The sequence below is a fragment of the Microbacterium sp. NRRL B-14842 genome, from assembly GCF_050470785.1.
In genome coordinates this window covers 797,281-808,583 of the sequence record NZ_JBFLUM010000001.1, presented here as the reverse complement: position 1 = coordinate 808,583, position 11,303 = coordinate 797,281, and the positions used below count along the sequence as shown (strand labels likewise).

10 protein-coding genes are annotated in these 11,303 nt (G+C 70.1%); 1 reads left to right on the top strand and 9 read right to left on the bottom strand.

The annotated features are described in order from the left end of the window. Window positions 1-14 precede the first annotated feature (14 nt). Complete coding sequence (locus AB1285_RS04075; RefSeq protein WP_370428465.1) at window positions 15-761, top strand: alpha/beta hydrolase; 747 nt, start codon at window positions 15-17, stop codon at window positions 759-761. Here AB1285_RS04075 and AB1285_RS04070 read toward each other — a convergent pair. From AB1285_RS04070 to AB1285_RS04030, 9 genes are all read right to left on the bottom strand, one after another. Continuing rightward, window positions 758-1,627, bottom strand: coding sequence for a carbohydrate kinase family protein (locus tag AB1285_RS04070; RefSeq protein WP_370428464.1), 870 nt, complete (start codon window positions 1,625-1,627; stop codon window positions 758-760). The two genes, AB1285_RS04075 and AB1285_RS04070, sit on opposite strands and share 4 nt — an antisense overlap. Before the next feature lie 82 nt (window positions 1,628-1,709). Next, window positions 1,710-2,825 carry an adenosine deaminase gene (locus tag AB1285_RS04065; RefSeq protein WP_187661938.1) on the bottom strand — a complete coding sequence of 372 codons (1,116 nt, stop codon included), beginning with the start codon at window positions 2,823-2,825 and terminating at the stop codon, window positions 1,710-1,712. 48 nt (window positions 2,826-2,873) lie between these two features. Next, entirely contained in the window at window positions 2,874-4,187 is a 1,314-nt protein-coding gene (locus tag AB1285_RS04060; protein WP_370428463.1) for a thymidine phosphorylase, read from the bottom strand. Further along, window positions 4,184-4,582 (bottom strand): cytidine deaminase, encoded by a 399-nt coding sequence (locus AB1285_RS04055; protein ID WP_187661940.1) that lies wholly within the window; start codon window positions 4,580-4,582, stop codon window positions 4,184-4,186. The genes AB1285_RS04060 and AB1285_RS04055 overlap by 4 nt, the downstream gene beginning before the upstream one ends. A gap of 28 nt (window positions 4,583-4,610) precedes the next feature. After that, a complete protein-coding gene (locus AB1285_RS04050; RefSeq protein WP_370428513.1) occupies window positions 4,611-5,894 on the bottom strand; it encodes an ABC transporter permease in 1,284 nt (427 codons plus the stop codon). Further along, entirely contained in the window at window positions 5,894-7,201 is a 1,308-nt protein-coding gene (locus AB1285_RS04045; protein ID WP_187661942.1) for an ABC transporter permease, read from the bottom strand. Before AB1285_RS04045 ends, AB1285_RS04050 begins: the two co-directional genes overlap by 1 nt. Then, entirely contained in the window at window positions 7,198-8,712 is a 1,515-nt protein-coding gene (locus AB1285_RS04040) for an ABC transporter ATP-binding protein (protein ID WP_268776827.1), read from the bottom strand. The genes AB1285_RS04045 and AB1285_RS04040 overlap by 4 nt, the downstream gene beginning before the upstream one ends. Window positions 8,713-8,817: 105 nt before the next feature. Continuing rightward, a complete protein-coding gene (locus tag AB1285_RS04035; RefSeq protein ID WP_187661944.1) occupies window positions 8,818-9,936 on the bottom strand; it encodes a BMP family lipoprotein in 1,119 nt (372 codons plus the stop codon). Window positions 9,937-10,083: 147 nt separating this feature from the next. Then, the gene (locus AB1285_RS04030; protein WP_071329657.1) at window positions 10,084-11,199 is read right to left on the bottom strand and encodes a mannose-1-phosphate guanylyltransferase; all 1,116 of its coding nucleotides are present in this window, start codon (window positions 11,197-11,199) and stop codon (window positions 10,084-10,086) included. Window positions 11,200-11,303 lie beyond the last annotated feature (104 nt).

Sequence of the window (11,303 nt, the reverse complement as noted above, 5' to 3'; positions counted from 1 at the left end):
GTAGCGTTGCTGCTGTGCAGAAGAAGCCCCGGCGCCGCGTCCTGAAGCGAGTCCTGTGGAGCGTGGCGATCGTCATCCTCCTCGCCATCGGCGGAGTCCTCGTCTGGAGCCAGGTCGGCGTCATGGCCGCGGAGCCCGCACCGCTGACCGCCGTCCGCGAGAACCCGGCGATCACGGTGACCGATGCCGATGAGGGGATCGTCCTGGAGCCCGCGGACGGCTCCTCCGACCGGGGACTCGTCTTCATCCCCGGCGCGAAGGTCGACCCCTGGGCCTACGCGTCGATCCTCCAGGGGCTCGCGGCGGAGGGCACCACGGTCGTAATCACGCGGCCCTGGCTCCATCTGGCGTTCTTCGATCCCCGCGGACTCGACTCGTTCACGAGCGCCGCGCCCGACGTGGACACCTGGGCCGTGGGCGGCCACTCCCTCGGCGGGGTACGCGCCTGTCAGCTCGCGACGGACGCCGATGCCCTCGTCCTCTTCGCCTCTTACTGCGCAACCGACCTCGCAGGCACCGACCTCCCGGTGCTGAGCGTCTCCGGCAGCGAGGATGGTCTCTCCACACCCGAGAAGATCACGGACGCCCGCTCCGAACTCCCCGCGGACGCCGAGTTCGTCGAGATCGACGGCGCCTCCCACGCCTCCTTCGGCGACTACGGACCCCAGTCCGGCGACGGCACCCCGACCATCGACGACGACGAGATGGATGCCGAGGTCACCGAGGTCGTCGGCGGGTTCCTGGAGCAGGTCGCGCCCTAGGCCGCCCGCGGATCCCCGAGGATCGGGTCGAGCAGCGGGTGCAGATGCCGGGTGGTCAGCACTCCGACGGCCGAGCGTGCGCCCGCCGAGAGCGCCGACGCCAGGTCCGCGCCTCCCAGCCGCGCGTCGAGGACGCCCGCGAAGAACGCGTCGCCGGCGCCGTTGGTGTCGACGACGGTGGTCGGCACGGCGGGCACCCGGAACTCGGCACCGTCCGCCCCCACCGCGACCGCTCCCTCGGCGCCGAGCGTGCACACCGCGAACGCCGCTCCCTCCGCGACGACGGCGCGGAGGAACTCCACCGGCGCGTCCAGCCGGTCCGCGTTGCAGAAGACCGCCGTGGCTGCCGCGAGGAACGGCCGGTGGTACTCCCCGACGCCGTCGTAGTCGTGCACGTCGACCCACAGCGGCGTGCCGCTGGCCACTGCGAGCGGGAGCAGCCGTCGCGGCTCGGCGGCCAGGTCGAGGACGACGGCGTCGGCTCCAGCCATCTCCGCCGCGTGCGCCGCGTCCGCCTCCCCCGTCGTCTCCGCCGGGGTCGAGAGGTACAGCGACACCCGCTCACCGCGCGGCGTCATCAGGTTGAGGTGCCGCTCGGTGATCCCGTCCGTCCAGTGCGCGACCACTCCGGCCGCCTGCAGCGCCTCGCGGACGCGCAGCCCGTCCTCGTCCTCTCCGGTGATGCCATGCAGCACGACCGGCCGCCCCAGCGTCGTCAGGCTCAGCGCCTTGCCGGCGCTCGTGCCGCCGACCGTCTCCCAGCTCGCCTGCGCGAACTGCATGTGGGGCACGGGCTCGGGGAGCCGGTCGAGCAGGACCATCCGGTTCCACGAGGCGGGACCGGCGAGGAAGACGGAGGCGGGCATGCCCCCATCCTCGCGTCCCGCCTCCCGTTCCGGCCGTGCCGACGGGTCGTGTCGGCCGCGACGGGTCGTGTCGGCCGCCGGGTCAGGCGCCGAAGCCCTCGGCGATCATCTCGACGAGCTCCTCGCGCTCCTCGACGGGGAGGAACGCCGCAGCGGCGGCGTTGAACTGGAAGGCCTCGAGGTCGTCGAGGTCGTACTCGAACGTCTGCACGAGCAGCGCCAGCTCCCGCGTGAGGGAGGTCGCGCTCATGGTGCGGTTGTCCACGTTCACCGTCACCGCGAACCCGAGCTGGTACAGCAGGTCGAACGGATGATCGGCGAGGGTCTGCCCCCACGCCGCGACGGCTCCGGTCTGCAGGTTCGACGACGGGGAGAGCTCCAGCGGGATCTCCCGATCGCGCACCCAGCGGGCGAGGTCACCGAAGCGCACCTGCACCTCGTCGCCCTCCTGCGTGACGACCTCGAGGTCCTCCGCGATGCGCACGCCGTGTCCGAGTCGGAGCGCACGCCCGTCCAGGAGGGCGGAGCGGATCGAGGCGAGCCCGGCCGCCTCCCCCGCATGCACGGTCACCGGGAAGAAGTTCTCGGCGAGGTAGTCGAAGGCCGCCCGGTGGTCCGACGGAGGGAAGCCGTCCTCGGGGCCGGCGATGTCGAAGCCCACGGCACCCCGTCCGCGGAAGTCCACCGCGAGCTCGGCGATCTCCCGTGCGCGGTCGGTGTGCCGCATCGCGGTGAGGAGCTGGCCGACGCGGATGCTGCGGCCGTCGCGGTCGACAGCGTCCTCACCCTCCTCGATGCCCTGCTGCACCGCCTCGACGGCGTCCTCCAGCGAGAGACCGCGCGCCTGGTGCTGCTCCGGCGCCCAGCGCATCTCACCGTAGATGACACCGTCCGCCGCGAGGTCCTGGACGAACTCTCGCGCGACGCGCGTCAGCCCCTCACGGGTCTGCATGACCGCGGTGGTGAGCTCGAACGTCTTCAGGTACTCCACCAGCGATCCCGCGTCGCTCTTCTTCGCGAACCACGAACCGAGCGCGGCAGGGTCGGATGCCGGGACCTCGAGACCGATCGCGTCGGCGAGCTCGATGATCGTGGCCGGGCGCACCGCGCCGTCCAGGTGGTCGTGCAGCGACACCTTCGGCAGACTCCGCAGGGAGACGCCCTGGATGGCGACGTCGCCGCTCGCATCGATAGACATGGGGATCCTCTCGGTCGCGGGGTGTTCGTCCAGGCTAGCGCCCGGGCCTCACGCCGTGATGCGCTCGCGGACGATCGGTCCCACGGTCGGAGCCTCGTCGCCGAGCTCCCAGGCGCCCTCGAGCGCCTCGATCGCCCGGGGGAAGCGCGCCTCGTCGGCTGCCGAGAGCGTGAACAGCGGCTGCCCCGCCGACACCCGGTCCCCCGGCTTCGCATGCAGATCGATCCCCGCCTCGAAGATCACCGGGTCCTCGGCCCGCGCGCGGCCGGCACCGAGACGCCAGGCGGCGATCCCGAAGGGAAGGGCGTCCATGCGGGTCACGATGCCGTCCGCGGGCGCCGTGACGACGTGCGTCTCCCGCGCGACCGGGAGGGCCGCGTCGGGGTCGCCGTCCTGCGCACGGATCATCGCCTTCCACGTGTCCATGGCGCGGCCGTCGTCGAGCGCTGCCTCCACGTCGGCGTCAGGCTGACCGGCGAGGGCGAGCATCTCCCTCGCGAGCGCGACGGTCAGCTCCCGGACGTCGGCGGGTCCCCCGCCGGCGAGGATCTCGACCGACTCGCGGACCTCGTTGGCGTTGCCGATCGCGCGGCCCAGGGGAACGTTCATATCGGTCAGAAGTGCCGTGGTCGCGACACCGGAGTCCGTGCCGAGCGCCACCATCGTGCGCGCGAGCTCCCGAGCCCTGTCGATGTCCTGCATGAAGGCGCCGGAACCGAACTTCACGTCCAGGACGAGAGCGTCGGTCCCCTCGGCGATCTTCTTCGACATGATGCTGGAGGCGATCAGCGGGATGGCCTCCACGGTGCCGGTGACGTCGCGGAGCGCGTAGAGCTTCTTGTCGGCGGGCGCGAGACCCGACCCCGCAGCGCAGATCACGGCCCCGACGTCGCCCTGCATCTGCGCGAACATCTCCTCGTTGCTGAGCGCAGCGCGCCAGCCGGGGATGGACTCCAGCTTGTCGAGCGTGCCGCCGGTGTGGCCGAGGCCGCGGCCGCTGAGCTGCGGCACCGCCACGCCGAACGAGGCGACGAGCGGCGCGAGCGGCAGGGTGATCTTGTCGCCCACGCCACCCGTGGAGTGCTTGTCCACGGTCTTCTTGCCGAGAGTCGCGAAGCTCATCCGCTCCCCCGAAGCGATCATCGCGTCGGTGAGCACGCGGATCTCGTCGCGCTCCATGCCGCGCTGGAAGATCGCCATCGCGAAGGAGGCCATCTGCGCGTCGGACACGTAGCCGCGCGTGTAGGCGTCCACCATCCAGCGCAGGGCCGGCTCCGGGACCACGCCTCCGTCGCGCTTGGCCCGGATCACGTCGATCGCGTCGAACTGCTCGATGGCTCCCTGAGCCTGTCCCGCGGTCATCGTGCGTCCTCCAGGTCGCGCGGCCCGAACGCGTCGGGCAGCACCTCGTCGATCGTACGGATGCCGGAGACGGTCTCCAGCAGCATGCCGGGTACGGCATGCTCGAACAGCAGCTGGCGGCACCGGCCGCACGGCATGATCGTCTCGCCGTCGTTGTTGACGCACACGAAGGCGACGAGCTGCCCGCCGCCGGACATGAACAGATCGCCCACGAGCGCGCACTCGGCGCACAGCGTGACGCCGTAGGAGGCGTTCTCGACGTTGCATCCGGCGACGATCCGCCCGTCGCTGACGAGAGCCGCCGCTCCCACGCGGTAGCGCGAGTACGGCGCGTACGCCTTGGTCATGGCATCCGCGGCGACCTGCCGCAGCTCATCCCAGTCGATGTCCGTCATGGTGGTGGTTCCTTCTTCCCTGCGGGTTCTACGACTTGATGTACGGCTTGCCGCTGGCGGCAGGGCCCCGGATCTGACCGGCGAATCCGGCGACCGCGAGCAGCGTGACGACGTACGGCAGCATGAGCATGAACTCGCCGGGGATCGGCGTCTTCAGGATCGAGAGCAGGTTCTGCAGGTTCGTCGCGAATCCGAAGAGCAGGGCGGCGAGCGTCGCGCGGATCGGGTCCCAGCGGCCGAAGATCACGGCGGCGAGAGCGATGAAGCCGAGACCTGCCGTCATCTCCTTGCCGAACTGCGGGACCGACACGAGCGTGAAGTACGCACCGCCGATGCCGGCGATCGCGCCCGCGAGCAGCACGTTCCAGAAGCGGGTCGGGTTGACCCGGATGCCGACCGTGTCGGCCGCCTGCGGGTGCTCGCCCACCGCGCGGAGGCGCAGGCCCCACTTGGTGCGGTACAGGCCCCACGCGACGACGGCCACGGTGATGAACATGAGGTACACGATGAAGGTCTGGTTGAACAGCACCGGACCGATGATCGGGATGTCGCTCAGCACCGGGATCTCGATGCGGGAGAAGCGGACCGGGGTGTTCAGCTCGGCCTCGTTCGGGGCGAGGAGCGCTCCGTAGAGGAATCCGGTGAGCCCGGTGACGAGGACGTTGAGCACGACACCGACGATGACCTGCTCGACGAGGTACTTGATGGCGAACGCCGCCAGCACGCTCGCGACGAGCACGCCGCCGATCATGGCGCCGATCAGGCCGACGAAAGCGTTGCCGGTGATGCTGGACAGCAGCGCCGCCGAGAAGGCGCCGAGGAGCAGCTGCCCCTCGATGGCCACGTTGACGACACCGGCCCGTTCGCCGATGACGCCGCCGAGCGCGCCGAACACGAGCGGCACCGACAGCGACACGGCACCGAACAGCAGGCTCGTGACGGGGACGAGGCCCCCGGCTGCGGCCCAGACCAGGAACGCGAAGACCGCGAGCACGCCGTAGGCGACGATGAGCCAGATCGACGGCGCACGGTACGTCCATGCCCGGAGGAAGGCCCCGACGGTGAGGACGACGAGCACGGCGAAGACGACCCAGAAGGTCGGCGCGGTGGGCAGCTCCACGTCGGGGAGCTCGAAGGCCGACGTGCGGTCGCCGAGGCGGAAGGTGCTGGTGCCGCTGCGCGGCACGGCGAGGAAGAGCACGGCCAGCAGCGCGGTGACGATCGCGAGGCTGATCGGTGCCTTGAGGTGACGCTCCCGGACGGTGGCGAGCTGCACCGTGCCGTCGGCGGCTTCGGTCTGCACGAGCGACATCATGCCGTCACCGCCTTCTTCGCGGCCTTGGCTCTCGCCTTGGCCGCCTTCTCTGCGTCGGACTTGGGGAGGAAGAACACCGTGCGCAGCAGCGGCGGCGCGGCGATGAACAGCACGACGAGCGACTGCACGACGAGCACGATGTCGACGGGGATGTCCTGCGCCTGCATGGAGAACGAGCCCGCCTTGAGGGCACCGAACAGGATCCCGGCCGCGAAGGTCCCCCACGCGCGGCTGCGTCCGAGGAGGGCGACCGTGATGGCGTCGAAGCCGATGCCGGCGTCGATGGTCTCGGTGACGCCGGTGGTGACGGCGCCCTGGAGCTGGTTCATGCCGGCGAGGCCGGCGAGGGCACCCGCGAAGAGCATCGCGTAGACGTAGACGCGCTTGACGCTGATGCCCGCGGCGCGAGCGGCGTGCGGGTTCTCCCCCACCGCGCGCATGCGCATGCCCAGCGAGGAGCGCTCGATGAGCCACCACACGAACACCGTCGCGATGACCACGATGACGAAGCCGAGGTCCAGAAGCGGGAACTGCGGGCCGAGCAGGGTCGGGAACTGCGCGCTCTCCGGCGTCGCCGAGCCGAGCGCCTGATTGGTCCCCGGCTTCTGCAGGAGCCCCGGCGTGCGGATCATCCACAGCAGCAGGTAGTACGCGATGTAGTTGAGCATGATCGTGAGGATCACCTCGTGCGCGCCCGTGCGTGCCTTGATGAGACCGGCGATGCCGCCCCAGAGCGCACCGCCGGCGATACCGGCCAGCAGGGTGACGGGCAGGTGGAACCAGATCGGCAGGTCGAGGTTGAACGTCAGCAGGGCCGCGACCGCGACGCCGACGAGCATCTGACCGCGGGCACCGATGTTGAACAGGCCGACGCGGAAGGCGAGCGCGACGCCCAGACCGGCGGCGATCAGCGGAGCCGCGAAGCCCAGCGTGTTCGTCAGCGGTCGGATCTGCGCGGCGAAGTCGGCGCCGCGGGCGTTGAAGATCGCTCCGCGGAACAGCGCCTCGTAGCCGTTGTAGACCGCGTTCCATGCCGCGACGAACGTGTCGCTCGGCTTGGCGAAGAAGTATCCGGAGGCCTTCTGCACGTCTTCGTTCGTGAAGGCGATGAGGATGCCGCCGACGATGAGCGCGAGGACGATCGCCAGGATCGTCGTGACCGCACTCCCGCGGAGGATCTCCTTGAGGACGGCGTTGCCGCGCGGGGGCGGGGGCACCTCGTCCGCCAGGCCCGTGCTGGGCGGGAGCTGCTCGGGGGGCAGCCCCTTCGTGACGTCTCCTGCACCGGGTGTCGCGCCGCTCACGCGGTCACCTCCGCATCGGCCGCTCCGGCCATCATGAGTCCGAGTGTCTCCCGGGGCGTGTCACCGGGGACGATGCCGACGATGGTGCCGCGGTACATGACCGCGATCCGGTCGGCGAGGGCGGCGACCTCGTCGAGCTCGGTCGAGACGACGATCACGGGGATGCCCGCGTCCCGCGTCTCGATGATGCGCTTGTGGATGAACTCGATCGAGCCCACGTCGACCCCGCGCGTCGGCTGGGCCGCGACGAAGAGCCGCAGTTCCCGGCTCATCTCGCGCGCGATCACGACCTTCTGCTGGTTGCCTCCGGAGAGGGTTCCCGCGGGGGTGTCCGGGCCCTGCGTGCGGATGTCGTATTCCGCGATGCGCTTCTTGGCGAAGTCCTCCAGGGCGCCGCGACGCAGCGTCCCGGCCCGGCTGAAGGCGGGATCGTCGGAGCGGTCGAGGATGAGGTTCTCGGCGACCGAGAATCCGGCGACGAGGCCGTCCTCGGTACGGTCCTCCGGCACGAACCCGACACCGGCGTCGAGGATGCCACGGACGCTCTTGCCCACGAGCTCGGTACCGTCGAGGATGATGTTCCCCTCGACGCGTGCGGCGAGGCCGACGATGGCCTCGACGAGCTCGGTCTGGCCGTTGCCCTGCACACCGGCGATGGCGAGGACCTCACCGGGGCGGACCGTGAAGTCGACGTCGTCCACGACGATGGCTCCGGTCGAGGTGAGCACCCGGAGGTTGCGGACCTCCAGGCCGCCTTCGCCGAGGCGGGGCGCCTCCTTCTGCACGGTCAGCTCGACCGCGCGGCCGACCATGAGCGAGGCCAGCTCGGCGTTGGTGGCGGTCGGCGAGGCCTCCCCCACCACTCGTCCGAGCCGGACGATCGTGATGCGGTCGGCGACCTCGCGCACCTCGCGCAGCTTGTGCGTGATGAACACGATCGCGGTGCCCTCGTCCCGGAGCTGGCGCATGATGGCCATGAGCTCGTCGGTCTCCTGCGGCGTCAGCACCGCGGTGGGCTCGTCGAAGACGAGGACCTTGGCGTCGCGGGACAGCGCCTTGATGATCTCGACGCGCTGCTGCACACCGACGGGCAGGTCGCCGACGACGGCGTCCGGATCGATGTCGAACCCGAACCGCGCCGCGACCGCGCGCACGTGCTCGCGCGCCTTCGCGATGTCGAGCGTGCCGAGGCCCTTGGTCTGCTCGTGACCGAGCATGACGTTCTCGGCCACCGTGAACACCGGCACGAGCATGAAGTGCTGGTGCACCATGCCGATGCCCGCGGCCATCGCGTCTCCGGGGCCGCGGAAGTGCTGCACGACGTCGTCGAGGAGGATCTCGCCCTCGTCGGCCTGATACAGGCCGTAGAGCACGTTCATCAGCGTCGACTTGCCTGCACCGTTCTCGCCGAGGAGAGCGTGGATCTGACCGGGTTCGACCACGAGATCGATGTGGTCGTTCGCCACGAGGCTGCCGAATCGCTTGGTGATGCCGCGAAGTTCGAGCTTCATATCTGCACCTTATCCAGAAGAGTCACCGAGGAGAATCGTCGCCGCCCACAGTGCGGGGCGAGTGGCAGCCTGCGCCACTCGCCCCGTGCTGGGTACGGCTCCGACTCAGCGGGTGGGAGAGTTCTCGGACTCCACCGTGATGTCGCCGGAGATGATCTGCTCCTGGAGAGCGGACAGCTCGTCCGTGAGGCCCTCGGGCAGGTCCGCCTCGAAGTCGCCGAAGCCGGAGAGCTTCACGCCCTCGTTCTCGAGCGTGCCGATGTAGGGCTCCGGATCGAACTCGCCGGCGGCGGCCGCGAGCGTCGCGTCGCGGACGGCCACGTCGATGGCCTTCATGATGGAGACGAGCGTGATGTCGGCGACGCTGGGGTCGGCGACGGCGAGGTCGCTGTCGACACCGAGCATCAGCGTGTCCTTGCCGCTGTCGTTGATCGCCGCTGCGGCGCTCTGGTAGACCGGGCCGCCGACGGGGAGGATGACGTCGACACCCTGGTCGAGCACGCCCTGGGCGGTCTGCTTGGCCGTGTCGTTGGCGTCGAAGCCGCCCGTGAAGGAGCCCTTCTGGGTGGCGGCGTCCCAACCGAAGACCTGGACGTCGGCCGACTTGTCCTCGTTGTACTTCTCGACACCGAGCTGGTAGCCGTCCATGAAGACGGCGACCGACGGGATCTGCATGCCGCCGAAGGTGCCGACCTTGTTCACGCCGGCCTCTGCGGACCAGGCGGCCGCGGCGTAGCCGCCGAGGTAGGCAGCCTGAGCGGTGTCGAAGACGAGGGGCTTGATGTTCGGCGCGTCGGTGGTGCCGTCGAAGTCGTTGTCAGCCCAGTCGTCGATGATCGCGTAGTCGATCTCGGGGTTCGCGAGCGCGGACTCGACCGTGGCTGCGGACAGCTTGAAGCCGACCGAGACGATGAGCGAGCAGCCTTCGGAGACGGCGGTCTCGAGGTTCGGCGCGTAGTCGTTGTCGTTGGCGGACTCGAACTCCAGCGGCTTGATGCCGAGCTCGTCGGCGGCGCTGTCCATGCCCTCCTTGGCCGACTGGTTGAACGACTTGTCGTTCCAGCCGCCGGCGTCGGAGATGAGGCACGGCTTGAAGTCGGAGTCGACGGGGGCGGATCCGCCCTCGGACTCGTCGGTCGGCGCCTGACCGCAGCCGGCAAGAGCGAAGACGACACCGGCGGCGACCGTCGCGCCGAGCAGCTTCTTGGTGGTGGAGATGGTCACGGATGCCTCCCTCAACGAACCCGCGGCCATCGCGGATCGATCAAAGTTACCTAGTGTTTCGACGTTCGTGCACGTCGGCCCCGGGCGGCCGGGCCAATGGTTACAAAGCTGAAATCAACCCTGCCGATGAGCATGGAGCGCTGCTCATCAGAGCACGTCGCCCTGGCCGTTGAGTTTGAGCGACTCCACCACGCCCTTCACCCGCTGCGCGTTCTCGACCGTTGTGACCAGGAGCGCGTCCGGGGTGTCGACCACGACGATGTCCTGCACCCCCACCAGGCTGATCACGCGGGTGGTCTGGCTGACGAGGATGCCGCTGGCCGCGTCGGTCAGCACCCGGGCGCGGGGCCCGAGGACGGCGAGGTCGTTCTTGCGGCCGTTCGTGATGAGCTTCGTCAGCGACGCGAAGTCCCCCACGTCGTCCCAGTCGAAGTGCCCGGGGACCACGGCGAGACGCCCGCGCCGCGCCGCCGGCTCCGCGACGGCGTAGTCGATCGCGATCTTCTTCAGCCGTGGCCAGATGCGGTCGACGGCGGGCCCGCGGAGCTCCCGGTCGTCCCAGGCCTCGGCGAGTTCGAGAAGACCGGCGTGCAGGGCGGGCTCGTTGGCCGCGAGCTCGTCCAGCAGGACGCTCGCCTTCGCGATGAACATGCCCGCGTTCCACAGGTAGGTGCGCTCGGCGAGGTAGGCCCTGGCCGTCTCCAGATCCGGCTTCTCGACGAAGCTCTCGACGAGGGCCGCCTCCCTGGCGCGCTCCACGACCAGCTCCGGCCCCTTCTTGATGTAGCCGAAGCCGACCGCCGGCTCGGTCGGCGCGATGCCGATCGTGCAGATGTAGCCCTCCCTGGCGACCTCGACGGCGTCGCGGACGGCGAACTCGAAGACCCGCGTGCCCCGGATGACGTGGTCCGCGCTGAACGAGCCGATGATCACGTCCGGGTTGCGCCGATGCAGCACGGCCGCGGCCAGCCCGATCGCCGCCGCGGACTCGCGGGGCTCGGATTCCAGGAAGACGTTGAGGTCGGCGATGCCGGGCAGCTCCGCCTCCACCGCAGCTCGGTGGGCGCGGCCGGTGACCACCGCGATCCGGTCCGGTCCGGCGAGCGGCTCCAGCCGGTCCCACGTATCGCGCAGCAGCGAATGGCCGGAGCCGGTGAGGTCGTGCAGGAACTTCGGGGCGTCCGCGCGGGACAGCGGCCACAGCCGACTGCCGATGCCACCGGCGGGGATGACCGCATAGAAGTCTTCGATCGGCTCGCTCATGCAGGCCAGCGTAGCGGCGGGTTCGACTTAGGCTCCCCTTCGTCGCCCGCGGCGTCCGCACGGGAATAGGATGGACTCCGATCGGGCGTGCCTGACCCTCCTCC

What these genes read in the sequence shown, in the direction of transcription:
- AB1285_RS04050 (WP_370428513.1), bottom strand. Translation starts at nt 5,894, where the DNA reads ATGTCGCTCGTGCAGACCGAAGCCGCCGACGGCACGGTGCAGCTCGCC.
- AB1285_RS04055 (WP_187661940.1), bottom strand. Translation starts at nt 4,582, where the DNA reads ATGACGGACATCGACTGGGATGAGCTGCGGCAGGTCGCCGCGGATGCC.
- AB1285_RS04070 (WP_370428464.1), bottom strand. Translation starts at nt 1,627, where the DNA reads ATGCCCGCCTCCGTCTTCCTCGCCGGTCCCGCCTCGTGGAACCGGATG.
- AB1285_RS04030 (WP_071329657.1), bottom strand. Translation starts at nt 11,199, where the DNA reads ATGAGCGAGCCGATCGAAGACTTCTATGCGGTCATCCCCGCCGGTGGC.
- AB1285_RS04060 (WP_370428463.1), bottom strand. Translation starts at nt 4,187, where the DNA reads ATGACCGCGGGACAGGCTCAGGGAGCCATCGAGCAGTTCGACGCGATC.
- AB1285_RS04065 (WP_187661938.1), bottom strand. Translation starts at nt 2,825, where the DNA reads ATGTCTATCGATGCGAGCGGCGACGTCGCCATCCAGGGCGTCTCCCTG.
- AB1285_RS04040 (WP_268776827.1), bottom strand. Translation starts at nt 8,712, where the DNA reads ATGAAGCTCGAACTTCGCGGCATCACCAAGCGATTCGGCAGCCTCGTG.